Below are 25361 nucleotides of genomic sequence, written 5' to 3'. Positions count from 1 at the left end.
CCACGAGCCACGAGCCACGAGCCACGAGCCACGAGCCACGAGCCACGAGCCACGAGCCACGAGCCACGAGCCACGAGCCACGAGCCGCAGGATGATCCTGGTGGAACAGCATAGGAAGACACCTGCCAGACGCCGAAAACCAAGATGCCGCCCGTGTGGGCGGCATCGTCGTCTGGAGATGACAGGCTCGCGATCAGCCGTAGATCTCCTTGACGCTCTTCAGCGGGTAATGCGCGGGATAAGGCTTCCGGGCCACGCCGGATTCCACCGCGGCCTGAGCCACGGCCGCCGGAATTTTATCAAGCAGGCGCGAATCCACCGGCGTCGGGATGATGTAGCCGCGACCGAACTCAAGCGAGTCAATTTCGTAGGCATCCAGCACTTCCTGGGTCACCGGCTCTCGCGCCAGGTCCTTCAGGGCATGAACGGCCGCGATCTTCATCTGCTCGTTGATGGCCGTGGCCCGAACGTCCAGCGCACCACGGAAGATGAACGGGAATCCCAGCACGTTGTTGACCTGGTTGGGGTAATCGGAGCGCCCCGTGCCCATGATCACGTCGCTCCGGGTCGCCCGCGCCACGTCGGGGTGGATCTCCGGGTCCGGATTGGAACAGGCGAAGACCACCGGATTCGCGGCCATCTTCTCGAGCTGCTCGGGCTTGAACAGGCTCGGCCCGGACAGGCCGACGAAGACATCGGCGCCTTCGATCGCGTCATCCAGCGTACGCAGCGGCGTTTCGGTCGCGAACTGCGCCTTGTATTGATTGAGATCGTTGCGGCCACTATGGATGACGCCGTTGCGATCCAGCATGAAGATGTTCTCGGCCTTGGCGCCACACTCGATGAGCAGCTTCATGCAAGCAATGGCGGCTGACCCGGCCCCGAGACAGACGATGCGCGCGTCGGCCAGCGTCTTGCCGGCGATATCCAGCGCGTTGAGCAACCCTGCCGCGGTCACGATCGCAGTACCGTGCTGGTCGTCGTGGAATACCGGAATGCTGCAGCGCTCCTTGAGGGCCGCTTCGATCTCGAAGCATTCCGGCGCCTTGATATCTTCCAGGTTGATACCGCCCCAGGTATTGGCGATGTTGGCCACGGTGTCGATGAATGCCTGGGCAGAGTCGGCCTCGACCTCGATATCGACCGAGTTGATGCCGGCGAAGCGCTTGAACAGAACGCCCTTGCCTTCCATGACTGGCTTGCTCGCCAGCGGGCCCAGGTTACCCAGACCCAGAATGGCGCTACCGTCGGAAACGACGGCTACCAGGTTTCCCTTACCGGTATAGAGGTAGGCGTTTTCCGGATCCAGCGCGATTTCCCGGCACGGTTCCGCCACGCCGGGACTGTAGGCCAGTGCCAGATGCTTGGCGGAGTTGGTCGGCTTGGTCAGCTCGACCGACAACTTACCCGGAATCGGCTTTGCGTGGTAATCGAGCGCCGCCTGTCTCTTATCGTCACTCATGAGGATTTTCCAAAGACAAATGATGGGAATTTTCGACAGTGTCTTGCCTGAAGTCATGTCAGATTATAGAAAAACACCACCTTACACAACTTTCGCCCATTCTCTGCCTTTCGCGAATTTTAAGCGCCTGTTTGAACCACTTGGATGCATTTGGCGACACTTATACTTGGAAGCCCAGCCATAAAATATTCCTTATCCATCTCCTCGGGACAGTCGATAAATCTCGATACCCCTTACCTTTTAAAACTTAAAAAGCCATCGAGCGGGCACAAAAAAGCCCGCCATCAAGGCGGGCTTTTCGACAACCAATCGGTTGTAGTGAGACGCGTTTTAACCGCGACGCACTGCAGCACCGAAGCGCTTGTTGAAACGCTCGACGCGGCCACCGGTGGTCGCTTGCTTCTGCTTGCCGGTGTAGAACGGGTGACACTGCGAGCAGACGTCGACATGGAAATCTTCGCTGGCCGTGGTGCCGATCGAATGGGTCGCGCCACAGGAACAGGTCGCCGTGACTTTCTTGTATTCGGGATGAATAGACTGTTTCATCGTGAAGCCTCGCTTTGCGGTGTACCGCCACCTGATCTCTTGCCAGGCACCGTACACGGATAGGGAATCGCGGTTCACTCCCGCGCGACCGGCCCGCCTAGAATCCCGTAGTCAGCATCGCCAGGCGATAACTGTACCACGGATAAGAGACGCACCCTACGTCGGAAGGCGGCGTATTTTATCAGAACTCTTCATGGAGGCCAATTGGCAGATTCCAGTATCGCCCCCGAGAGCGCGCCACCGCCCCCTCGGATTCTTCGCGTTGCCGTTCCCACGCCGCTGAGGCGTCTCTTCGACTATCGTCCCGCCGGTCAACCGCCCGCTGGCGGGTGGCGGCCGGGACTGCGCGTCAAGATCCCGTTCGGCCGGCGCTACCTGGTCGGGATCGTGATGGAATGCGCCACGCACAGCGAACTGCCCGCCCATCAGCTCAAGCCGATCACCGAGCGCCTCGACGACGAGCCACTGCCGGCGGACTGGCTATGGCTGTGCCAGTTCACCGCCCGCTACTACCAGCATTCGCTGGGCGATACGCTGCATCATGCCCTGCCCGGCCCGCTACGCCAGGGGCGGCCGCTCGAGGCCCGGATTCGCGAACGCTGGAAACTGAACACCTCGGAAGCCCTCGCCCTCGACGCGCTAGGCCGCGCGCCACGCCAGCGCGAGCTGGTAAAGTTCCTGGCCCAGCATCGCCACGGCATGATCACCTCCGCCATCACCGCGCAAGGTTACACCCGCGCCCAACTGCAGGGGCTGCTCGACAAGGCGCTGATCGGCTGCGTTCGGGAGCCGCTGACCGCCGGCGAAGGGTGGTCGGGGGCGCTGCTGGCCGAACCCGCCCTGCCGCTCAATCGCGAGCAGTCGGCAGCATTGGCCGCATTGCACGAAGGGCTGGACCGCTTCCACCCCTGCCTGCTCCATGGCGTTACCGGCAGCGGCAAGACCGAGATCTACCTGCAACTGATCGAAGGCGTGCTCGGACAGGGCCGCCAAGCGCTGGTACTGGTGCCGGAGATCGGCCTGACACCGCAGACGCTATCGCGCTTTCGCAAGCGCTTTCGCGCGCCGGTCGTGGCACTGCACTCGGGGCTGACCGACCTGGAGCGGCTGGATGCCTGGGAGGCCGCCCGCAGCGGACGCGCCCCGATCATCATCGGCACCCGCTCCGCCATCTTCACGCCTCTGGCGCGCCCCGGCGTGATCATCGTCGACGAAGAGCACGACGGCTCGTTCAAGCAGCAGGACGGCCTGCGCTACCACGCTCGCGACCTAGCGATGGCGCGCGCGCAACGCGACGGGGTGCCGATCCTGCTGGGGAGCGCGACGCCATCGCTGGAAACGCTGGCCCAGGCACGCAGCGGCCGCTACCGGCACCTGCGCCTGACCCAGCGTCCTAGCCGTCACGCTCCGGCCAAGCTGGAACTGGTCGACCTGCGCGGTCGCCTGCGTCAGGGCGGCCTGATTCCGCCAGTGATCGACGCCATCCGCCAGGCACTGAAGGCCGAGGGGCAGGTACTGGTATTCATCAACCGGCGCGGATTCTCACCTTCGCTGGCGTGCCACCAGTGCGGCTGGATCGCCGAGTGCCGCCACTGCGACTCGCGCATGACCCTGCACCGCCAGCCGCCAAGGCTGGTCTGTCATCACTGCGAACACCAGACACCGCAGCCGGACGCCTGCCCGAGCTGCGACAGTGCCGATCTGAGGCCGCTCGGCGCCGGCACCGAACGCACGGAGGAGACGCTGACCACGCTGTTTCCCGACACGCCCGTCTACCGCATCGACCGGGACAGCACGCGGCGCAAGGAAGCGTTCGATCAGCTACTGACAGAGATCAGACGCGGCGAACCGAGCCTGCTGGTGGGTACCCAGATGCTGGCCAAGGGGCATCACCTTCCCCACGTGACACTGGTCGTCGTGGTCAACGCCGACGCCGGCCTCTACGCCAGCGACTTCCGCGCGCTCGAGCAGAGCGCCCAGCTACTGGTGCAGGTGGCCGGACGCGCCGGGCGGGCGGACCGAGCCGGCCGCGTGCTGGTCCAGACCCTGCATCCCGACGACCCAAACCTGCGCCTGCTGGCGGATAGCGGCTACGACGCGCTGGCCTATCAGATGCTGGAAGAGCGACGCCTGGCCGGGCTGCCGCCCTATCGCTATCTGGCCTTGGCGCGTTTCGAAGCCACCCGCGAGGAAGACGCCCGCGAGACCGCCGAGGCAGCCGGTGACGCCGTGCGAACCTGGCTTGCCGAACGCCGCCTGGCAGTCCACTGTCTCGGCCCCGTACCGGCACCCATGGAACGGCGCCAGAACCGGTATCACCTGCAACTGATGCTGTCGGCGGAAAAACGCAGCGCCCTGCACGAAGCCGGCGCCTGGCTGGTCGGCTGGCTGGAGAACGCCGCCTCGCGACGCGTCCGCTGGTCGCTGGATATCGACCCGATGACGTTGAGCTGAAGCCGCGAGCCGCGAGCCGCGTGCCGCGTGCCGCGTGCCGCGTGCCGCGTGCCGCGAAAACGATCCTCGCCAACTCACGAAGTTCGCAATCCCTTTCTCGAAGCTCGAAGCTCGAAGCTCGAAGCTCGAAGCTCGAAGCTCGAAGCTCGAAGCTCGAAGCTCGAAGCTCGAAGCTCGAAGCTCGAAGCTCGAAGCTCAAAGCTCAAAGCTCGAAGCTCGGTGGTTAGGGTTTAAAGCCATGCCGCAATCACCGATAATGGCCGCCCTTTTCCCGCGTCGTGACGGCAGGTCCACGACGCCCAGATCCGCGGCACCCCGCGCCGGGTCGGGCCGAGAGCCCCAAGCCCAGGCCCCACGACTACGAAGTAACCCATGAAAGAGACGATTACAGAACTGCTCGAAGCCGCCATCGCCAAGCTGCAGCAGACAGGCGATCTACCGGCGGACGTGAGTCCGGCGATCAAGGTCGATCCGACCCGCGACAAGGCGCATGGCGACTACGCCAGCAATCTGGCACTGGTGCTCGCCAAGCCGGCCGGCTGCAAACCGCGCGATCTCGCCGACAAGCTGGTCGCGGCCCTCCCCGACAACGACGCGATCCGCAAGACGGAGATCGCCGGGCCGGGCTTCATCAACTTCTTTGCCGCGACCGATGCCATTGCGGGCATCGTCAGCCAGATCCTGGATGCCGGAGACACCTTCGGTCGCAGCATGATCGGCGCCGGCGAAAAGGTGCAGGTCGAGTTCGTTTCCGCCAACCCGACCGGGCCGTTGCATGTCGGCCATGGCCGTGGCGCAGCGATCGGCGACTGCCTGTGCCGGGTGCTGGAAGCCACCGGCTTCGACGTGACCCGCGAGTTCTACTACAACGACGCTGGCGCCCAGATCAACAACCTGATGCGCTCGGTGAAGGCCCGCGCCCTCGGCCTCGGCCCCGACGACGAAGGCTGGCCCGAGGACGGCTATCGCGGCGATTACATCAAGGATGTCGCCCAGGCCTATCTGGCCGGCGAAACCGTGACCGCCGACGACCGCGAAGTCACCGCCAAGGCCGATCCGGAAGACGAAGATGCCATCCGCGCCTTTGCCGTGGCCTACCTGCGTCGCGAGCAGGATCTCGACCTCAAGGCGTTCGGGGTCGAGTTCGACGTCTATTTCCTGGAATCGTCGCTGTACGCTGAAGGCCGGGTCGAGGAGACGGTCGAAGCGCTGGTATCCGGCGGGCACACCTACGAGGCCGACGGCGCGCTCTGGCTTCGCACCACCGACTTTGGCGACGACAAGGATCGGGTGATGCGCAAGAGCGACGGCGACTACACCTACTTCGTGCCCGATGTCGCCTATCACTACAACAAGTGGCAGCGCGGCTTCACTACCGTGATCGACGAACAGGGCGCCGACCACCACTCGACCGTCACCCGTGTGCGCGCCGGCCTGCAGGCGCTGGAAGCCGGCATCCCGCAGGGCTGGCCGGACTACGTGCTGCACCAGATGGTGCTGGTGACCCGCTCCGGTGTCGAGGTCAAACTCTCCAAGCGTGCCGGCAGCTACGTCACGCTGCGGGATCTGATCGACGAAGTCGGCCGCGATGCCACGCGCTACTTCCTCGCCGCACGACGCGCCGACTCCCAGTTGACGTTCGATATCGATCTTGCACGGTCGCAGACCAACGATAATCCGGTCTATTACATTCAGTACGCTCATGCCCGCGTCTGCAGCGTGCTGCGCAAGGCCGAAAGCGACGATCTCACCTTCGACCACGCCATCGCGATGGCCAATCTGGAGCGTCTCGATGCCTCCCAGGAGAAGGCGCTGATGAATCGTCTGGCGCGTTATCCCGATGTCGTCGAGCGCGCCGCCCGCACCCGCGAGCCGCATCAGATCGCGCAGTATCTGACCGAGCTCGCCAGCGACTTCCACACCTGCTACAACGCCCAGAAAGTCATGGTAGACGATGCCGAGCTGCGTAACGCACGCCTGGCACTGGGTCTGGCGACACGCCAGGTCATCGGCAATGGATTGGCGCTACTCGGCGTCAGCGCCCCGGAGGAGATGTAAGACATGGCACGCCGCCCCGCTCAGAACAGCCGCCCGTCCCCCTCTCGTTCTTCGCCCAAAGGCGCGACGACGAAGGCTCGCCCGCGCCGATCCGGCAGCAGTCCAGGCGGTGGTCTCGGCGGCATTCCGGGGTGGCTATGGGCAATTGCCGGCCTGATCGCCGGTTTCGCCCTGTCGCAGTATCTGGACCGCTCCTCGCCGGAGCCCGTCGCTGCCGTCGTGCCTCGCCCGACCTCCACTCAGACCAGCGGCGGTAGCGAGGGCCAGCAGAGTGGTGGCAACGCCGATGCCGGCGACAGCACTGCACAACAGCCGGCCACGCCGACGTTCGAGTTCTACACGCTGCTGCCGGAAACGGAAGTCATCGCGCCCAGCAGCGATAGCTCGTCGCCGGAGCCGACCGCCAAGGCGACGCAGGAAGCCGCAGCCGACGACGCCGCGAACCAGACCAAGCAGCCGACGCCCAGCGGTGGCCGCTATGTTCTGCAGGCCGCCTCGTTCCGAGATCTCGGCGATGCCGAGCGCCTGGCCAACCGGCTCAAGGACTTCGGCCTGCTGGCCAAGATCACCGATGTTCGCGCCAACGGCGATCAACTGTGGCACCGGGTCCAGGTCGGCCCCTACGAGGACAAGCGCGAACTCTCGCGTGCCCAGGATCTGATGGTGACCCAGGGCATCGAGCCGCTACTGCTGCGCCTGCAGAACTGAGGCCCGCAGGCCAGGCGCCTGCGACAAGCTCGCGGGAACGTTACCGAATACGGCCGGCACTCGTTGCCGGCCGTCCAGCGTCCGCGGCTTTCTCCACAGTCCTTCCCTTCCATTTGCCCCGTTGTGCCTCGCCGCTTTCCCGCCGTTACGCCCCAATGGCTTGATTTCCGCAAGCCCTGCCCGCACTTGATGATTCATGCTGCATCGCGTCGTACCCGTCATCTTTGATTCGGACGCGATGACACCGGTTTTTCGGCGCCGTCGGCCAGACTTGACGGCGCGCCATTGGGAGTTAATTGCATGACCACAATCGTATCCGTGCGCCGTGGCGATCAGGTTGCCCTGGCCGGCGATGGCCAGGTGTCGCTGGGCAATACGGTAATGAAAGGCAATGCCAGCAAGGTTCGCCGTCTCCATCGCGGCCAGGTTCTGGCCGGTTTCGCTGGCGGCACCGCCGACGCCTTCACCCTGTTCGAGCGCTTCGAGGCTCAACTCGAAAAGTACCAGGGGCATCTGACCAAGGCCGCGGTCGAGCTGGCGAAGGAGTGGCGCACCGACCGCGCGCTGCGCCGTCTGGAAGCGATGCTGGCCGTCGCCGACAAGACTGCCTCGCTGATCATCACCGGCAACGGCGACGTGGTCGAACCCGAGCGCGGCATCATCGCCATCGGCTCCGGCGGCCACTTCGCCCAGGCCTCGGCGCGGGCACTGCTCGAGAATACCGATCTTAGCGCGCGCGAGATTACCGAGAAGTCGATCAACATCGCCGCCGACATCTGCGTCTTCACCAATCACCAGATCACGCTCGAAGAGCTGTAACGAGGCCCCATTCCCATGTCTCAGACTCCTTCCCAGGAAACCGCCAGCACGCAGCCGGCGCTGACCCAGTCTTCGATGACGCCGCGTGAGATCGTCCATTCGCTCGACCAGTACATCATCGGCCAGCACGACGCCAAGCGTGCCGTCGCCATCGCGCTGCGCAACCGCTGGCGCCGGATGCGTCTCGACGAGAACATGCGCGGCGAGATCGTGCCCAAGAACATCCTGATGATCGGCCCGACCGGCGTCGGCAAGACCGAGATCGCGCGGCGTCTGGCCAAGCTGGCCGGCGCCCCCTTCCTCAAGGTCGAAGCGACCAAGTTCACCGAAGTCGGCTATGTCGGCCGCGATGTCGAATCGATCATTCGCGACCTGATGGAAATGGCGATCAAGATGGTGCGCGAGCAGGCCAAGACCGAAGTTCGCCACAAGGCACAGGATGCCGCAGAAGACCGCATTCTCGACGCCCTGCTGCCGCGCCCGCGGGGCAGCGAGTACGATGCCGGCCGCGACGACTCCTCTACCCGTCAGGTCTTCCGCAAGAAGCTGCGTGAAGGCCAGCTCGACGACAAGGAGATCGACATCGAGGTGACACCGGCCAGCCAGGGGGTCGACATCATGACGCCGCCCGGCATGGAGGAGATGACCAACCAGCTCCAGAGCCTGTTCGCCAACATGGGCAAGCAGAAGTCCGAGACGCGCCGCGTGGCGGTCAAGGACGCCTGGAAGCTGTTGCAGGACGAGGAAGCCGCCAAGCTGGTCAACGAGGAAGAGATCAAGCAGCGCGCGCTGGAAGCGGTCGAACAGAACGGGATCGTGTTCCTCGACGAGATCGACAAGGTCGCCAAGCGCGGCGAATCCGGCAGCGGCGGCGATGTCTCCCGCGAGGGCGTCCAGCGTGACCTGCTGCCGCTGATCGAGGGCTCCACCGTCTCCACCAAGCACGGCATGGTGCGTACCGACCACATCCTGTTCATCGCCTCCGGCGCCTTCCACCTCTCCAAGCCGTCGGATCTGATTCCGGAACTGCAGGGTCGCCTGCCGATCCGGGTCGAGCTGACGGCGCTGACGCCGGACGATTTCAAGCGCATCCTGACCGAACCGTCGGCCGCGCTGACCAAGCAGTACCGGGCACTGCTCGGCACCGAAGGGCTGGAAGTCCAGTTCACCGAAGACGGCATTTCCCGCATCGCCGAGATCGCCTGGCAGGTCAACGACGGCACCGAGAACATCGGCGCCCGCCGCCTGCACACGGTGATGGAGCGACTGCTCGAGGAAGCCTCGTTCCAGGGCGGCGACTTCGCCAGCCCGCTGGTCATCGACGCCGACTATGTCAACGAGAAGCTCGGTGAACTGGCGGTGGACGAAGACCTGTCGCGGTATATCCTCTGACGAGGAGCCGCGAGCCGCGAGCCGCGAGCCGCGAGCCGCGAAACGATGACCGCCGCTTGTCACATCGGCAAGCGGCTTCGCTCGAAGCTACTCTCTATCGCGCCCCAACTCCGGCGCGGTCGAAGCTAGGAGTCTTCCAATGCCTGCCCCCGTTCCCAACCGCGTTCACTACCACAAGGGCGATCGCGAGCTTGAGCTTGGCTACCCCGATGGCGAAAGCTATCGCTTGCCGATCGAGCTGTTGCGCGTCTATTCGCCCTCGGCGGAAGTCCAGGGTCATCATCCCAGCGAAGCCGTGCTGCAGACGGGCAAGCGCCACGTCGGGCTGCTGGATATCTCCCAGGCCGGTCGCTACGCGTTGAAGCTGCATTTCGACGATGGACACAATACCGGGCTTTACACCTGGGAATATCTCTACGACATGGCGACTCATCGGCAAGCCTGGTGGGAGGACTATCTCGCCCGCCTGCAGCGCGCCGGCGCTTCGCGTGAGGCCAGCGTGATCCAGATCCATCAGGTCTGATGCCAGACCCTTGAGCATGACGGCGGCCAACGGGCCGCCGTCTTCTTTTGGCGCGTCATGATGCGCAAAGACAAGTTTGCGACCAGACGCTACAATGCGGACTCGGTCGATTCACATCGATTTACCCCGGCCGCGGGCGTGCCTTTCGCACCCGCTCGAGCCGCCTGGCAGCACACCGCCCAGACAGCGACATCACCGCCCAATGGCGCACGATCGCCGCTCGCGTCATCTCGGAGAAAAGCACATGGACAAGCGCACGACCGACTTCGGCTACGAGAAAGTAGCGATCGACGAGAAAGCCGCCCGCGTGGCGGACGTTTTCCACTCGGTGGCCGCGCGTTACGATGTCATGAACGACCTGATGTCGTTCGGTATCCATCGTCTCTGGAAGCAGTTGACGCTCGAGCGCAGCGGCGTTCGCCAGGGCCACCGCGTTCTCGACATCGCCGGCGGCACCGGCGATCTGACCCGCCAATTCGCGAAACGGGTCGGCCCCAGTGGCCGCGTCATTCTCGCCGACATCAACGAATCCATGCTGCGCGTGGGACGCGACAAGCTGATCGACCACGGTGTCGGCGACAACGTCAAATACGTGCAGGCCAACGCCGAAAGCCTGCCGTTTCCGGACAACAGCTTTCACTGCATCACCATCGCCTTCGGCCTGCGCAACGTCACCGACAAGGACGCAGCGCTGCGTTCAATGGCGCGGGTTCTCAAGCCGGGCGGACGCCTGCTGGTGCTGGAATTCTCCAAGCCGGTCAACGGCCTGCTGTCGAAAGCCTACGACCAGTACTCCTTCCGCCTGCTGCCGCAGATGGGCCGGCTGGTGGCCAACGACGCCGACAGCTATCGCTATCTGGCGGAGTCGATCCGCATGCATCCCGATCAGGAAACGCTCAAGGGCATGATGCAGGCTGCCGGACTGGAGCGCGTCGAATATACCAACATGACCGGCGGCATCGTCGCGCTCCACCGCGGCATCAAGCTCTGAGGGCTGGCGTCATGCTGGATACATTCGCCCTGGTCGCGCTGGAGCGCTCGCTGAACACGCTGCTGCGACGTGACCCCGCATCGCCCGCCAGGCTAGCGGCGTTGGCCGGCCATACCCTGCGCCTGGTCTTCGCCGATGCCCGGCTCGGACTGCGCGTGGCCTTTCATGACGATGGCGTCACGCTGGGGCGCGTGCATGACTGGCACGACACGGACGATCTCGAAATCACTGTCACCCGAGACGTCGTCACCCGTCTGATGGCGGGCGACTCGCCCGAGCGCCTGCTGTTCAGCGGGCAATTGCCGGTTACCGGCCAGACGGGGCTGTTGACTCCAATCCAGACACTGTTCATGGATCTCGACATCGACTGGGAAGGCGCATTGTCCAGCATCCTGGGCAATGGCACCGCGCACGGCGTGGCCAGCGGCATCCGTCATCTCGACCGTCAGGCCCGTTTTCTGGCCAACGAATGGCAACAGGACATGCGTGAATATCTGTTCGAGGAGCGGCGCTGGCTGGCGGGACGTGACCAGTTGGCCGTAGCCCGCGACCACCTGACCGAACTCCAGCAAGCCGTCGATCGCCTCGGGGCCAGAGTGGCTCGGCTCCAACGTCGTCGGGAGTCCCATTCATGAGCTTGCGGCTATTTCGCATCGCCTGGACCGTCTCCCGTTATCGCCTCGACAGCCTGATGCCCCAGGAACGCCTGCCGCCGGTCATTCGCTGGCTGTGGCGCTTCGCTCCCGTTCGCCTGATCCCGATCGGCGACCATTCGCGGGGCAAGCGGCTACGTCTGGCGCTGGAATCGCTGGGACCGATCTTCGTCAAGTTCGGCCAGATGCTGTCGACGCGCCGCGATCTGCTGCCGCCGGATATCGCCGATGAACTCAAACGGCTGCAGGATCAGGTCCCCCCCTTCCCCGGCGAGACCGCCCGCGCCATGGTCGAGGTCGAGCTGGGCCAGACGGTCGAGGAAGCGTTCGCGGCGTTCGAGACCGAGCCGATGGCCTCGGCGTCGATCGCCCAGGTTCACGCCGCCGAGCTGCACAGCGGCGAGCAGGTCGTGGTCAAGATCATTCGCCCCGGTATCGATCGCATCATGCGCGAGGATATCGGCCTGCTGTACACCTTCGCGCGCTTGATGCGCCGGATCCCCGAAGCGCGTCGCCTCCGCCCGGTGGAAGTGGTGCAGGACTACGAAGCGACGCTGTTCGACGAGCTCGATCTCAACAAGGAAGCTGCCAACACCTCGCAGCTCAAGCGCAACTTCCAGAGCTCGCCGCTGCTCTACGTGCCCGCCATTCACTGGTCGCTGACCCATCGTCAGGTCATGGTCCAGGAGCGCATCAACGGCATTCCGGTGGCGGATATCGATGCCTTGCGCGCCCAGGGCACCGATCTCAAGAAGCTGGCCGAGCGTGGTGTGGAGATATTCTTCACCCAGGTCTTCCGCGACAATTTCTTCCATGCCGACATGCATCCCGGCAATATCTTCGTCTCGCGGGACAACCCCACCGAACCCCGTTACATCGCCATCGACTGCGGCATCGTCGGCAGCCTGACCCGGGAAGACCAGGACTACCTGGCGCGGAACCTGCTCGCGTTCTTCCGCCAGGACTATTACGAAGTCGCGGTGCTGCATATCGAATCCGGCTGGGTCGGCGAAGGCACGCGGGCCAACGAGTTCGCTTCGGCGATCCGCGCGGTTTGCGAGCCGATTCTGGAGAAGCCGCTCAAAGACATCTCTTTCGGTCAGGTGCTGCTGGGGCTGTTTCAGACCGCGCGGCGCTTCAACATGGAAGTCCAGCCACAGCTGGTACTCCTGCAGAAAACCCTGCTCAACATCGAAGGCCTGGGTCGCCAGCTCTATCCCGATCTGGACCTGTGGAGCACGGCCAAGCCCTATCTCGAGCGCTGGATGCGCGAGCGCGCCGGGCCCAAGGGCTTCTGGAAGACACTGCAGAAGCACGCGCCGGAACTGGCGCATCAGATTCCGGAGCTGCCGGTGCTCGCGCATCAGGCCCTTTCCGACCGCGAGCAGCAGCGCCGGCTCAACCGCCAGCAGACCGAGGCGCTGACGAGCCTGGAAGCCCGCTTTCAGCGAGCCGCCCCCCGCGCTAGGCGTTTGCGCCTGGGCGCCGTTCTGCTGGCCGTGGCGCTGGCCTGGCAGCCGATGCTGGCGTGGGCGGAACAGCAACCGTGGCCGGTGCTGATCGCGGCCGGCCTGGGCGTAGTGCTGCTGGCGTGGCGCTGAGTGTATGATGATGACCCGAACGTCGAAGTCATCGAGCTCGAATCTCGAATCTCGAATCTCGAATCTCGAATCTCGAATCTCGAATCTCGAAGCCAATCTAGCCTCAGAAGCAGGAATGTCATCTCATGAGTGATACTCTCGAGCAACTGGCGGCGGTACTGGACGCCCGTCGTAGCGCGGACCCGGACAGTTCCTATGTCGCGCAGCTGCATCACCGAGGCCTCAACAAGATCCTGGAAAAGGTCGGCGAGGAAGCGACGGAAACGCTGCTTGCCGCCAAGGATGTCGAGGCGGATAATGCAAAGAGCCGCCAGGATCTGGTCGGCGAAGTGGCCGACCTCTGGTTTCACAGTCTGGTCATGCTGTCGCACCTCGATATCGACCACCGTGAGGTACTGGCGGAACTGGCCCGGCGCTTCGGCGTTTCGGGGCTGGACGAAAAGGCGTCGCGCCAGCGAGACTCATGAGTCATCATCGCGCCAACGCGCATCGGTAAGGAGAAAGTTATGCTGGGCGGGATTAGCATCTGGCAACTGTTGATCGTCCTCGGGATCATCATCCTGATTTTCGGCACCAAGAAACTGCGCAACGTGGGCAGCGACCTGGGCGGCGCCGTCAAGGGCTTCAAGAAGGCCGTCGGTGAAGACGAGGACGAAAAGAAGGGGAGCACGACGCAGCATAGCATCAACCACTCCCAGGACTCGGCGAACCACACCACCCAGGACAGCAACTTCGATAGCCGCGCCGACGAGACGCAGACGTCCAGCGACAAGGCCGAGCGCAAGTAACCGACATGTTCGATATCGGTTTCTTCGAACTTCTGCTGATCGGCATCGTGGGCTTGCTGGTACTGGGACCGGAGCGCCTGCCCAAGGCAGCCCGTACCGCCGGCCTCTGGGTCGGCCGGATCAAGCGCAGCGTCTCGACCATGCAGCGGGAGATCACCTCCCAGCTCGAGGCCGAGGAGCTGCGCCAGAAACTGGCCGAGCAGCAGAAGAAACTGGACGAGGGCATCAATCAGGCACGCCGAGGCGTCGAGAAGCACTTCGAAAGCGACTCGAAAGGCAGCTCGTCTCCTTCGACGCCGACGCCTTCTTCCGGGAACAACCACCAATCGGCCGGGGCAACCTCCGACGCCGACCCGCAGCCGTCGTCGTCCCCTGAGGCCCCCCCCGCTGCCCCTTCTTCCTCTCCCGCGGACAAGGATTCGGCTTCCCGATGAGCGATGCCTCCTCTCCACCGCCAGATGAACAGCAGCCACAGGCGCCACTGATCGAGCACTTGATAGAGTTGCGCTCCAGGCTGATGAAGGCCGTGATCGTCGTCGTGGTGATCTTCGTCGGGCTCTACGCGTTCTCCAACGAGATCTACCGCTTCGTCGCCGACCCGCTGGTGGCCCTGTTGCCGACGGGATCGAAGATGATCGCCACCGAGGTCACCTCGCCGTTCCTGGCGCCTTTCAAACTGACCATGGTGGTGGCGATCTTTGCCGCGATCCCGTTCATTCTCTATCAGGCCTGGGCGTTCATCGCACCGGGGCTCTACAAGCACGAAAAAGCGCTGGCATTCCCGCTGCTCGCCTCCAGCATTCTGCTGTTCTACTGCGGTGCCGCCTTCGCCTACTATATCGTGTTCCCGCTGCTGTTCAGCTTCTTCGTGCATACCGGGCCGCAGGATGTCACGGTGATGACGGACATCAACGCCTATCTCAATTTCGTGCTGAAGATGTTCTTCGCCTTCGGTGTGGCGTTCGAGATCCCCATCGCCACCTTTCTGGTCATCTGGACCGGGATCACCGACGTGAAGAGCCTGAGCAAGAAGCGCCCTTATGTGATTCTGATCTGTTTCATCATCGGCATGCTGCTCACCCCGCCGGACATCATTTCGCAGAGCCTGCTGGCCGTGCCCATGTGGCTTCTGTTCGAGGTCGGCATCATCTTCGGCCGTATCGTCCAGCGTCGTCGCGCAGAAGATCCGACCGGCGCGGACTGATTCGTTCGCGCAGCACTGGTCCGTTCGCGCAGCCTTTTCGTGACAAGCCGCTGCGACAACCGCCCTCATCCTGTCGGCCATTACGGTTGTTATACTGAGGGCGCCCAACCCACTGTCATCGTTCTGTCATTCGCCGCCGGTAGGGTAGCTACCGGCGGAGCGGACGTGCCGAAAGGCATGTTCGCCGTCTATCGTGGAGAGACTCATGCGTTACAACCTTCCTCGTCAGTACCCGGCCACCCGCCTGCGTCGTCTACGCAAGAGCGACTTTTCCCGCCGTCTGGCAAGAGAATCGACACTGACGACTGACGACCTGATTCTTCCCGTCTTCGTGCTCGACGGCGAGAAGCGCCGCGAGCCGGTCGCGTCGATGCCGGGCGTCGAGCGTCTGTCCATCGACGAGCTGCTGCGCGAGACCGAAGAGCTGGTCGAACTCGGTATCCCGGCGATCGATCTCTTTCCCTTCACGCCGGCGGAAAAGAAGACCAGCGACGGTGCCGAAGCGTGGAATCCGGACGGAGTGATCCAGCGTGCGATTCGGGCGCTGCGCGAGCGCTTCCCGGATCTCGGCATCATCACCGATGTGGCGCTCGACCCCTACACGACCCATGGTCAGGACGGGGTGCCGGACGAGAACGGCTATCTGATGAATGATCGCACCATCGAGGCGCTGATCAAGCAGGCGCTGTCCCATGCCGAGGCCGGGGCGGACGTCATCTCGCCTTCCGACATGATGGATGGCCGGATCGGCGAGATTCGTGCCACGTTCGAACGCGAGGGGCTGCACGAGACGCAGATCATGGCCTATTCGGCCAAGTACGCCTCGAAGTACTACGGACCGTTCCGTGATGCCATCGGCTCCAGCGGCAACCTGGGCAAGGCGGACAAGTTCAGCTACCAGATGGATCCGGCCAACACCAACGAAGCGCTGCATGAGACGGCACTGGATATCCAGGAAGGCGCCGATATGGTCATGGTCAAGCCCGGCATGCCCTACCTGGACGTCATCCAGCGCGTGAAGGACTCCTTCGGTGTCCCGACCTTCGCCTACCAGGTCAGCGGCGAATACGCCATGCACATGGCCGCCTTCGAAAAGGGCTGGCTGGATGCCGACAGCGTGATTCTCGAGTCGCTGACCTGCTTCAAGCGCGCGGGTGCCGACGGGATCTTGACCTATTTCGCCAAACGCGCCGCACAATTGCTCAATTCCTGAGGGCCGCGGGCGTGTCTGCCCCGGTACCGGAGACTTTAGATGACAGACTCAGGCACACCAGACACGCCCAATACTATCGATACACCCGCCGCCTCAACCGATACGCCATTATCGGTTAGCGGGGAGGAGATCAATGCGACACCCTTGCGCGTCAACCGTACGCGCAAGGGCATCCATGCCAAGGAGACACCCTCCTCCCAGGCGAATCTCGACGACCCTGCGCTCTATTTCAACCGTGAGCTGTCGCATCTGCAGTTCAATATCCGCGTGCTCGAGCAGTCTCTGGACCCTTCGCATCCGCTACTCGACCGCCTGATGTTCCTGCTGATCTTCTCCTCCAATCTCGATGAGTTCTTCGAGATTCGCGTGGCCGGGCTCAAGCATCAGCTTGCCTCGTTTCGCGAGGAGACCGGTGCCGACGGCATGACGCCCGCTCGCGTCCTGAGCGAGGTGTCACGTATCGCTCACGAACAGGTGGAACGCCAGTACCGCATTCTCAACGATGTGCTGGTGCCGGCACTGGAAGAGCAGAAGATACGCTTCCGGCGCCGCGCCCAGTGGACACCCGAGCAGGCGGCCTGGGTCGCCGACTATTTCGAGGAGGAGATCGCCCCGGTCATCAGTCCGATCGGGCTCGACCCGTCTCACCCGTTTCCGCGACTGGTCAACAAGAGCCTCAACTTCATCGTCGAGCTCGATGGCACAGATGCCTTCGGCCGCGAGGGCGGCATGGCGATCCTGCCCGCACCGCGCTCGCTGCCGCGACTGATCCGGCTGCCGGATGCGCTCTGCGAGGAGGGCTTCACCGACTACGTCTTCCTGTCGTCGATGATCCACGCCCATGCCCACGAGGTCTTTCCCGGCATGGAAGTGGGCGGCTGCTATCAGTTCCGGCTGACGCGCAACGCCGATTTGTCGGTCGATCCCGAAGAAGTCTCGGACCTGGCCTCCGCGCTGCGTGGGGAGCTGCTGGCCAGACGCTACGGCAGCGGCGTCCGTCTGGAGGTGGCCGACAACTGCCCCGACAGCCTCATCGATTTCCTGCTCAAGCAGTTCGAGCTGGGCGAGGAGGATCTCTATCGGGTCAACGGTCCGGTCAACCTGACCCGGATGATGGCGGTACTCGGCGACGTCCAACGCCCCGACCTGCGCTACCGCCCTTTCACGCCCGGCCTGCCTAAGCCGTTACGCGGCGAGGTCAACCTGTTCTCCGCCATTCTTCAGGGCGACATCCTGCTGCATCATCCTTTCCAGTCGTTCACCCCGGTAGAGGACCTGCTGCGGCAGGCGGCACGGGATCCCGACGTGCTGGCCATCAAGCAGACCCTCTATCGCACCGGCGCCGACTCGTCGATCGTCGGCGCACTGGTGGAGGCCGCGCGCGGCGGCAAGGAAGTGACCGTCGTCATCGAGCTGCGGGCGCGCTTCGACGAGGCCGACAATCTCGCCCTGGCCTCTCGGCTGCAGGAAGCCGGCGCCATCGTCATCTACGGCGTGATGGCCTACAAGACCCACGCCAAGATGATGCACATCGTGCGCCGCGAGAAAGGCACGCTCCGTCACTACGCCCATCTCGGCACCGGCAACTATCACGCCAAGACCGCCAAGCTGTACACCGATTACAGCTTGATGACCGCCAACGAGGCGCTGTGCGACGACGTGCACAAGGTGTTCCAGCAGCTCTCCGGCATGGGGAAGCCACGCAAGATCCAGACGCTGCTGCATGCGCCATTCACGCTGCACAAGACGTTGATCGAGATGATCGAACGCGAGGCCAAACTGGCAGAGAGCGGCAAGAAGGCCAGGCTCGTCCTCAAATGCAACGCGATCACCGAACCCAAGCTGATTCGCGCACTCTATCGGGCCTCCCAGGCCGGCGTGACCTGCGAACTGATCATTCGCGGCATGTGCTGCCTCCGCCCCGGCATACCGGGTATCTCCGACAATATCCGGGTACGCTCGATCATCGGTCGCTTCCTCGAGCATACCCGCGTCTACTACTTTCACAACGATGGCAAGCACGAGGTGTGGTGTTCCAGCGCCGACGCCATGGAGCGCAACATGTTCCATCGGATCGAGACCTGCTTTCCGCTGCTGGACAAAAAGGTCGCTCAGCAGGTGCGCAAGGATCTGGACACCTATCTGCTGGACAACTGCCAGAGCTGGGAGCTCGACACCGAGGGTCAGTACCATCTATGCGACTCGGGCGATGCCGAGCCGATCAGTGCTCAGGAGACGCTGCTTTACGCCTACGCCAGCCAGGCGTGAGCGCGGTCATCTCATGGTTCGATAGCGGTGACCGGATGAATTGATGACTCGATAAAAAAGGCTGGATGCTTTCGCATCCAGCCTTCTTCATGCGCCCGCTCTCGATCGATCAGAGGCCGACCTGACCGCCGTCTTCCTTCCAGATCGCTACCGTCGCCGCGCGGGGGCGAACCTGGCCGTTCGTGGCCCGGGTGGCGTCCTGGCCCAAGGCGTCGCCATCCGCCGGCCAGTTACCGGGATGCTGGATATTGATGAACAGCGCGGTGCGGTCCGGCGTGGCGAAGATACCGGTCACCTCACAGCCATTCGGCCCCACGGCGAAGCGTTTGAGATGACTCTGATTGGCGGCATCAATGACCGAGCCGGCACCACTGGCGTTCTGCTGTCCAAGCGCGCCCGGCACCACCGCCAGCAGCTGATCGTTGGTGTATTCGGCCACGGCATTGTCGCTGTTGTCCGTCTGGAACCAGAGAATGCCCTGCCCTTCGCCACGCGCGTCGTACCATAGGCCGTCGGGACTCGCGAACTGGTTGTCCTCGGTCAGGCCGGAGCGATTGTCGCCTGCGCCGGCGTCGCTGCCGAACACGAAGATCTCCCAGGCAAAGCGATTGTCCGGCTGCTCGCGCCAGCGAATGATGTGTCCGTTCTCGTTGTTGGCGCGCGGGTTGGCGACATTGGCGGGCGCCGTGGCGTAACCCACGCCGCCGGCATCGATCGCCGTGCCGTCGTTGGTGAAACTGGCTTCGGTATCCGCCGCCGTGCGTTTCGAGTTGTTGGTCAAGGTGAAGTAGACCTCGCCGGAGACAGGGTCCACGCTCGACCATTCCGGCCGATCCATCGGCGTCGCGCCCATCAGGTCGGCTGCGTCACAGGTGTGGATGATGATGCCGGCGGTATCGTCGGCCGCCAGGCCCAGCGCCGCGGCCAGCGTCTGGCCGGATGGCGTTTTCGCATCCGGCGTCAGCGGCAGCCACTCGCCTCGCCCGTCTTCATCGAAGCGCGCCGCGTAGAGCGTGCCTTCATCGAGGTATTTGCCGCCGATGGCCAGACGATCCGCTTCGTTGCCCGGCCGAGGGGCATCGGCGGGGTCCCACTTGGCGGCGCTGACGAACTTGTAGATATATTCGTTGCGCGAGTCGTGACCGGTGTAGAACGTCAGCGGCTCGCCGGCGCGGACCGGCCCGGGCCAGCACCCCTCGTGGCGGAAACGTCCCAGCGCCGTGCGCTTGACGGCCATGGCCTGGGTATACGGATCGATCTCGACCACGTAGCCGAAGGTCCGCGCTTCGTTGCGATAGTCTTCACTCGCCTCGCCCACCCGGGGCGTGACATCGAAACGCGAGAACTCGTCTTCCTGCTCGCCATCGCCGGCCGCCGTTTCCCAGCCGTAGCGCCCGCGATCGGTCGGCAAGCCCAGGCGGGCATCGTCGCTGAAGCGCTCGCCGGTATTGACGAAGACTTCCGGCCAGTTTTCCTCGCAGGTCAGGTAAGTTCCCCAGGGGGTGTAGCCATTGGCGCAGTTGTTGTTGGTGCCGCGCGTTCGAGTACCGTCGATCGAGTAGCGTGTCCTGACATAGTCGCTGCCTGCGACCGGCCCGGCCAGCATGATAGGTGTGGCGGTCGTGATCCGGCGGTTGTAGGGAGAGTCGACCACATGCGTCCAGCCGCCATCATCCTGGCGGCGGATCTCGACGATGGTGACGCCGTGGGCATTGATTTCGGTGCGAACCTCATCGGCCGGCCGCACACCGTCCGGCTGGGTCGGGCCACCCTGGGGCGCCCACAGGGCATCCTGATCGATGTACTCGTTGTTGAGCGCGAGCAGAAAACGGCGCGAGCCACTTTCCGCATCAAGGGGGAAGGCGTGCATGCCGTCATGATGCATGCCCACGCTGTTCGCCTGCTGCTCGGGGGTCATGGCGAGATCCTTCTGCCAGGCACTGGCCCGGGCATTGAGCGGCGTTCCCCACGGAATCAGCACCTGTGCCCGATATCCGGGCGGCACCACGACCGCATCGGTGTGCGAGCCCTTGATCGATTCGAAGGCCAGCGCCAGCGGCGTCTTGTTCTGGGCCCAGGCACCATTGCTGCCGCCGAGCCCGAACCCTCCCATCATGGAAAGCGCGGCCAGCCCCAGGCCACCCTGGAGAATCTGGCGACGCGAAAGATGGCGCTCGACAACCTCACCGAAAGGCAGATTCTGGCTGTTGTTGTGAATTCGATGATCTTCGACATCCCGGCTCATGTTTATCTCCCTGACTCGTCACGGATTGCTCGTCGTGACGAGGCTAAGCCGGGAATATGACGAGATGATGTCCCCCCGGCGACCGCCGGGGACACGGTTCAGGCCTGACCAAGCCGCTCCGCCGCACGCAGCAACAGCTGTTCGGTGGTCTCCCAGCCCAGGCAGGCGTCGGTGATCGACACGCCATAGCGCAGCGCCGCGGGATTGAGCGCCTGCTTGCCTTCGAACAGGTGGCTTTCGAGCATCACGCCGATCAGGCTGCGATCACCGGCCATGCGCTGTTCCAGCACATCGTAGAGAACCTCCGTCTGACGCCGGTGGTCCTTGTTCGAGTTAGCGTGGCTGCAGTCGACCATGATCCTCGCCTCGAGCCCGGCCTGCGTCATCGCCCGGCGGCTGGCAGCCACGTTCTCGGCATCATGGTTGGGCCCGTTGCGGCCACCGCGAAGCACCAGATGGGTGGCGGCATTGCCCGGCGTTTCGATCATCGCCGGGCTGCCATCGGCGGTCACACCGAAGTGGCGATGCGAATGGGCCGCCGATTGCATGGCGGCGATGGCGACATCGACATTGCCCTGAGTGCCGTTCTTGAAGCCGACCGCCGCCGCCAGCCCGCTGGCGAGTTCACGGTGGATCTGGGATTCGGTGGTGCGCGCGCCGATCGCCACCCAGCTCAGCAGGTCATCGAAGTAGGCCCCGGCCATCGGCTGTAGCAGCTCCGTCGCGACCGGCAGGCCCAGTTCGGCGATATCGCGCATCAGCCGTCTCGCCATGGCCAGGCCCGCGGCCATGTCGTCGCTGCCGTCGAGGTGGGGGTCGTAGGCCAGCCCTTTCCAGCCGACAGTGGTACGCGGCTTCTCGACGTAGACGCGCATCACCAGCAAAAGCCGGTCTCCCACCGCCTCATTGAGTGCCGCCAGACGCTCGGCATACTCCAGCGCCGCGGCAGGGTCGTGTACCGAACAGGGGCCGGTCACGACCAGCAGGCGATCGTCCTCGCCTTCGAGGATGGCCCGTATGGCCTCGCGGCTCGCGGCGATCCGGGCCTCGAGTGCCGCACTCACCGGCAGCTGCCGGCGCAGCTCCTGCGCCGTCGGCAACGGCAGTGCTCTGACGGAAGACGATGATGCCGGTGTCGATAGGGCCGGTTTCAATTCGGATGTGGCAGCGTCCATAACGATCTCATTCCAGGTGATGTTCAAGAATCGAGACCCGAAAACGCGAGAACCCCCGGGTGGGCCTGCCATCCGGGGGTTCTTGATGCGAGGAGGCAGCCCAGTTCCGGGCGTGCCTCGCGGGTTCAGGTCATGTTGACCAACCGGCGGGCACGCCAGTCCTAAACCAATAGCCATAACCGAAGAACGCAAACGTCATCGCACCGCCAACGGCGTTGGCGGTGTCGATGAAACGTGAATCGAGGCGTTCGGTCATGATCTTTCTCGCAGACGTTCTTTCGAAGACGTTCTTTCGCAAGCGCAAGCGTTCGCAAACATCGTTCGTCACGAAGACGTGATGTCGCTAAATCGTAGCTCTATCCTAACGCCCCGGCGCGTTTTGACAAGTCTTTTGAGGCAAACGCTGGCCGACGAGCCGCCGAGCTTTACTTGTTCCCGCCCGTTGACGAGACTGGGAAATCAGAAAAAGAAAGGATTCCAAGGACTTTCATGGCCTACCCACCTCATGACGTGCTGATCGACAATCTTCACGCCAGCGCCCGTGGCGATGGTCTCGCTTTCGAGAAGCTCTACCGCGCGACCAGTCCGCATCTATACGCCCAGCTACTGCGTATCGTCCGGCAGGAAGCGGCCGCGCAGGACTGTCTGCAACTGGTCTACCTGCGTGTGTGGCAGGTGGCCGGGCAGTACGATGCTTCCCGTGCCCGCCCGATGACCTGGCTTTCGACGCTCACGCGCAACATCGGCATCGACTGGCTCCGGCGTCAGCGCCCCCAGGAAGCCGATAGCGAAGCGATCATCGAGTCACTGCCCGGCGAATCCGATGTCGAGAGCGAGAGCGACATCAATCAGCAGGCAGAATCATTGCAGCAGTGCCTGACCGAATTGACGGCGCAACAGCGCCAGGTGCTCGAGCTTGCGTTTTTCGAAGGATTGACCCACCACGATCTGGCAGCGCATCTCACCACGCCGTTGGGAACCGTCAAGAGCTGGGTCCGCAGAGGCCTCGAGAGGTTGAAGGCATGCATGACACGTTTGACTTGAGCGACCCCGAAGCACGCGAACTGGCCGCCGGCGAGTACGTTCTCGGTACGCTGGATCGAGACCAGCGCGCCGAATTCGAGGCGCTACTGGCGGTCAGCACGGATCTGCAGCGTAGCGTCGATGCCTGGCGGGAACACCTGCAGATCCTCAACCAGCAACTGGAGCCGGTGACACCGCCCTGCCACCTGTGGTCCGGCATTGTCGCGCGCTTGGGGCTGAGAGTCGGCCTGCTGCAGCGTCTCGGCTTCTGGCGGGCGTTCAGCGGCTTCGCGACGGCGGCGGCGCTGGTTCTGGCGGTGATCGCGCTGACGCCACGGGAGCCGGCGATGATGCCCGGTGAATATGTCTTCGTGATCAACCACGCCAGCGGCCAGCCGGCCTGGATTCTCAATGCCACCCTGGATGGCAAGATGATGGTTCAGGCGGTCGAACCCGGCCCGATGCCCGCAGGCAAGGGTGGCGAGCTGTGGATGATGGAGAACGGTACGCCGGTTTCGCTCGGCATGTTGCCGGTTCAGGGCCAGGCCACCATGCAGTTGCCCGCCAAGATGCTGGGCCTGATGAAGACCGCCGATTTCGCCGTCAGCATGGAGCCGAGCTCCGGCGCGCCGGGAGGCAAGCCATCCGGCCCCGTGATCGACGAAGGCAAACTGGTACAGATTCGCAACAGCACCGTCTCGCTATAGACGAATCGCGGCGCTTTCAGCCCAGGTGGCTGCCGCCGTCAACCGGCATTATCGTGCCGGTGACGAAGTCATTGTCGAGCAGGTAACGCAGGGTCTGGTAGATCACCCCTGGCCCCGGCACGCGCCGGTCGCGGCCGCCATCCACGTCGTCGCCCTCGGCGAGCATCACCAGACCGGGCGCGATGGCGTTGACCTGGATCGTGGGCGCGAACTGGGCGGCGAACGACCGGGTCAGGCTTTCCAGCCCGGCCTTGGTGGCGGCGTAGGCGGACTGCCCCGCCGCGCCCCGCTGTACTACGCTGTCGGTGATATGCACGATGTCGCGCTGCGGCTCCTGGCAGGCGTCCAGCAGGCTGCGGGCATGGATATTGATCAGATACGGCGCCTGCATGTTGACCCGGAACAGACGCTCGAAGGTTTCGCCGGCCGCCTCGGGATCGGGGTCCGACAACCACTCCCCAGCGTTGTGAATGATGGCGCGCAGACTCGCGGTGCTATCCCGCAGCCGGGCGATGAAGTCGAGGATACCGGCTTCGGTGGCAAAGTCTGCTGCCAGCGTCACCGCGCCACGCTCCCGCAGCGCCGACAGCGTCTCCCGCTCGCGGCGATAGGTGACGATCACCGGATGGCCGTCGTCGAGCAGCCGCTCGGCACAGTGCAGCCCAAGGCGCTGCGTGGCACCGGTGATCAGGATCGGGGATTGGCTCAAGACTTCTTCTCCGATGACGACGCGACCTCGCCCGGAGTCAACGGCGCCTGTGCCGGGTCGCTCTCCGGCAGTGGCAGAAACGGCACCCGCGGCGCATAGCTGAAGACGTCCGAATGGACCTGCGATTCGACCAGCCCCAACGGGGCCAGCGTATCCACGCAGGCATAGACCATGCCGGGAGATCCGGCGAGGTAGATCTCGACGCCTGCCAACGTATCCAGCTGCGATGCCAGCACCTCATCGATACGCCCGGTGTGCCAGCGCACGCCGGGCAGCGCCTCGAGCGCGGCCTCCGGGGTTTCGACCACAGCGTGAAAACGAACGTTCGCATACGCCTGGGCCCATTCCCGCGCCAGGGTTTCGGCATAGAGATCGCGGCGCTCGCGCACGGCCCACCAGATCGAGATGTCCCGTTCGGGATTCTCGGTCAGGGCGGCTTCGACGATGGCCTTGAGCTGGGCAAAGCCGGTACCGGCGGCGATCAGCAGCAGCGGCTCCGAACGGCCTGCAGGTAGCGTGCACTCGCCGCTGGGCAGCCGGACCGACAGCCGATTGCGATGGGTCAGCAGCTCCCGCAGGCGCGCCGAGTGGGTGCGTTCCGGCCAATGCTGAATGTGCAGCTCCAGACGGCCGTCGCCGGTTTCGGCGCAGGCGATCGAGAACGGCACCCAGGTCTCTTCATGCAGTTCCAGTTCGAGATACTGCCCGGGCGCATGGGCAATCGCCTCGGCACGCCCTTCGAGCACGACCCGGAACACATCGGGCGTCAGATCCTCGACGGTTTCCACCTGGCAGGTCAACGTTCTGACCGTCATGTTCACC

24 protein-coding genes are annotated in these 25361 nt (G+C 64.0%); 17 read left to right on the top strand and 7 right to left on the bottom strand.

All coding sequences use genetic code 11. The annotated features are described in order from the left end of the window. Window positions 1–193: 193 nt before the first annotated feature. Both ACWHY3_RS03805 and rpmE read right to left on the bottom strand, forming a co-directional pair. Window positions 194–1462 carry a malic enzyme-like NAD(P)-binding protein gene (locus tag ACWHY3_RS03805; RefSeq protein ID WP_332778775.1) on the bottom strand — a complete coding sequence of 423 codons (1269 nt, stop codon included), beginning with the start codon at window positions 1460–1462 and terminating at the stop codon, window positions 194–196. Between the two features lie 330 nt (window positions 1463–1792). After that, on the bottom strand, window positions 1793–2008 hold the full coding sequence (rpmE, locus tag ACWHY3_RS03800) for a 50S ribosomal protein L31 (protein ID WP_087717672.1): 216 nt from the start codon (window positions 2006–2008) through the stop codon (window positions 1793–1795). 204 nt (window positions 2009–2212) lie between these two features. Between rpmE and ACWHY3_RS03795 the strand changes: the two genes are divergently transcribed. From ACWHY3_RS03795 to ppk1, 15 genes are all read left to right on the top strand, one after another. Then, window positions 2213–4462: a primosomal protein N' gene (locus tag ACWHY3_RS03795; protein WP_303855743.1), complete on the top strand. Its 2250-nt coding sequence runs from the start codon at window positions 2213–2215 to the stop codon at window positions 4460–4462. Between the two features lie 372 nt (window positions 4463–4834). After that, complete coding sequence (gene argS, locus ACWHY3_RS03790) at window positions 4835–6520, top strand: arginine--tRNA ligase (RefSeq protein WP_448127586.1); 1686 nt, start codon at window positions 4835–4837, stop codon at window positions 6518–6520. A 3-nt stretch (window positions 6521–6523) separates the two neighbouring features. Beyond that, complete coding sequence (locus ACWHY3_RS03785; protein WP_071231847.1) at window positions 6524–7228, top strand: SPOR domain-containing protein; 705 nt, start codon at window positions 6524–6526, stop codon at window positions 7226–7228. A gap of 300 nt (window positions 7229–7528) precedes the next feature. Next, a complete protein-coding gene (gene hslV / locus ACWHY3_RS03780; protein WP_303856887.1) occupies window positions 7529–8047 on the top strand; it encodes an ATP-dependent protease subunit HslV in 519 nt (172 codons plus the stop codon). A gap of 15 nt (window positions 8048–8062) precedes the next feature. After that, window positions 8063–9439, top strand: coding sequence for an ATP-dependent protease ATPase subunit HslU (gene hslU, locus ACWHY3_RS03775; protein ID WP_332778778.1), 1377 nt, complete (start codon window positions 8063–8065; stop codon window positions 9437–9439). Between the two features lie 139 nt (window positions 9440–9578). Next, window positions 9579–9962 (top strand): DUF971 domain-containing protein, encoded by a 384-nt coding sequence (locus tag ACWHY3_RS03770; RefSeq protein WP_303853130.1) that lies wholly within the window; start codon window positions 9579–9581, stop codon window positions 9960–9962. Between the two features lie 244 nt (window positions 9963–10206). After that, window positions 10207–10953: a bifunctional demethylmenaquinone methyltransferase/2-methoxy-6-polyprenyl-1,4-benzoquinol methylase UbiE gene (gene ubiE, locus ACWHY3_RS03765; protein ID WP_087717826.1), complete on the top strand. Its 747-nt coding sequence runs from the start codon at window positions 10207–10209 to the stop codon at window positions 10951–10953. Window positions 10954–10964: 11 nt separating this feature from the next. Continuing rightward, window positions 10965–11588: a ubiquinone biosynthesis accessory factor UbiJ gene (locus ACWHY3_RS03760; protein ID WP_087717666.1), complete on the top strand. Its 624-nt coding sequence runs from the start codon at window positions 10965–10967 to the stop codon at window positions 11586–11588. Further along, window positions 11585–13207 (top strand): ubiquinone biosynthesis regulatory protein kinase UbiB, encoded by a 1623-nt coding sequence (ubiB, locus tag ACWHY3_RS03755; RefSeq protein ID WP_087717665.1) that lies wholly within the window; start codon window positions 11585–11587, stop codon window positions 13205–13207. Before ACWHY3_RS03760 ends, ubiB begins: the two co-directional genes overlap by 4 nt. Window positions 13208–13332: 125 nt before the next feature. Then, on the top strand, window positions 13333–13674 hold the full coding sequence (locus ACWHY3_RS03750) for a phosphoribosyl-ATP diphosphatase (RefSeq protein WP_087717664.1): 342 nt from the start codon (window positions 13333–13335) through the stop codon (window positions 13672–13674). Between the two features lie 39 nt (window positions 13675–13713). Further along, window positions 13714–13995, top strand: coding sequence for a Sec-independent protein translocase subunit TatA (gene tatA, locus ACWHY3_RS03745; RefSeq protein ID WP_071231840.1), 282 nt, complete (start codon window positions 13714–13716; stop codon window positions 13993–13995). 5 nt (window positions 13996–14000) lie between these two features. Beyond that, window positions 14001–14429, top strand: a complete 429-nt coding sequence (tatB, locus tag ACWHY3_RS03740) for a Sec-independent protein translocase protein TatB (protein ID WP_448127585.1) — start codon at window positions 14001–14003, stop codon at window positions 14427–14429. Next, window positions 14426–15199 carry a twin-arginine translocase subunit TatC gene (gene tatC, locus ACWHY3_RS03735; RefSeq protein ID WP_448127584.1) on the top strand — a complete coding sequence of 258 codons (774 nt, stop codon included), beginning with the start codon at window positions 14426–14428 and terminating at the stop codon, window positions 15197–15199. The genes tatB and tatC overlap by 4 nt, the downstream gene beginning before the upstream one ends. 205 nt (window positions 15200–15404) lie before the next feature. Beyond that, a complete protein-coding gene (gene hemB / locus ACWHY3_RS03730; RefSeq protein WP_087717661.1) occupies window positions 15405–16412 on the top strand; it encodes a porphobilinogen synthase in 1008 nt (335 codons plus the stop codon). Window positions 16413–16451: 39 nt separating this feature from the next. Beyond that, window positions 16452–18680 carry a polyphosphate kinase 1 gene (ppk1, locus tag ACWHY3_RS03725; RefSeq protein WP_448127583.1) on the top strand — a complete coding sequence of 743 codons (2229 nt, stop codon included), beginning with the start codon at window positions 16452–16454 and terminating at the stop codon, window positions 18678–18680. Window positions 18681–18789: 109 nt separating this feature from the next. On the opposite strand, the gene ACWHY3_RS03720 is transcribed toward ppk1, so the two are convergent. From ACWHY3_RS03720 to ACWHY3_RS03710, 3 genes are all read right to left on the bottom strand, one after another. Continuing rightward, window positions 18790–20925 carry a PhoX family protein gene (locus tag ACWHY3_RS03720; RefSeq protein WP_332778782.1) on the bottom strand — a complete coding sequence of 712 codons (2136 nt, stop codon included), beginning with the start codon at window positions 20923–20925 and terminating at the stop codon, window positions 18790–18792. Window positions 20926–21023: 98 nt separating this feature from the next. Then, window positions 21024–22100: a 3-deoxy-7-phosphoheptulonate synthase gene (locus ACWHY3_RS03715; protein ID WP_448127582.1), complete on the bottom strand. Its 1077-nt coding sequence runs from the start codon at window positions 22098–22100 to the stop codon at window positions 21024–21026. A 130-nt stretch (window positions 22101–22230) separates the two neighbouring features. Beyond that, window positions 22231–22356, bottom strand: coding sequence for a hypothetical protein (locus ACWHY3_RS03710; protein ID WP_256961000.1), 126 nt, complete (start codon window positions 22354–22356; stop codon window positions 22231–22233). A gap of 233 nt (window positions 22357–22589) precedes the next feature. On the opposite strand from ACWHY3_RS03710, the gene ACWHY3_RS03705 reads away from it, so the two are divergent. Further along, on the top strand, window positions 22590–23144 hold the full coding sequence (locus ACWHY3_RS03705) for a sigma-70 family RNA polymerase sigma factor (protein ID WP_087717657.1): 555 nt from the start codon (window positions 22590–22592) through the stop codon (window positions 23142–23144). Beyond that, complete coding sequence (locus ACWHY3_RS03700) at window positions 23123–23830, top strand: anti-sigma factor (protein ID WP_448127581.1); 708 nt, start codon at window positions 23123–23125, stop codon at window positions 23828–23830. Before ACWHY3_RS03705 ends, ACWHY3_RS03700 begins: the two co-directional genes overlap by 22 nt. Before the next feature lie 16 nt (window positions 23831–23846). On the opposite strand, the gene folM is transcribed toward ACWHY3_RS03700, so the two are convergent. Both folM and ACWHY3_RS03690 read right to left on the bottom strand, forming a co-directional pair. Next, a complete protein-coding gene (folM, locus tag ACWHY3_RS03695; RefSeq protein WP_448127580.1) occupies window positions 23847–24539 on the bottom strand; it encodes a dihydromonapterin reductase in 693 nt (230 codons plus the stop codon). Then, on the bottom strand, window positions 24536–25354 hold the full coding sequence (locus ACWHY3_RS03690) for an FAD-binding oxidoreductase (RefSeq protein WP_448127579.1): 819 nt from the start codon (window positions 25352–25354) through the stop codon (window positions 24536–24538). Before ACWHY3_RS03690 ends, folM begins: the two co-directional genes overlap by 4 nt. Window positions 25355–25361 lie beyond the last annotated feature (7 nt).

The organism is Salinicola sp. NYA28a (genome assembly GCF_976982775.1).
This window is presented reverse-complemented; position numbering and strand designations above follow the sequence as displayed.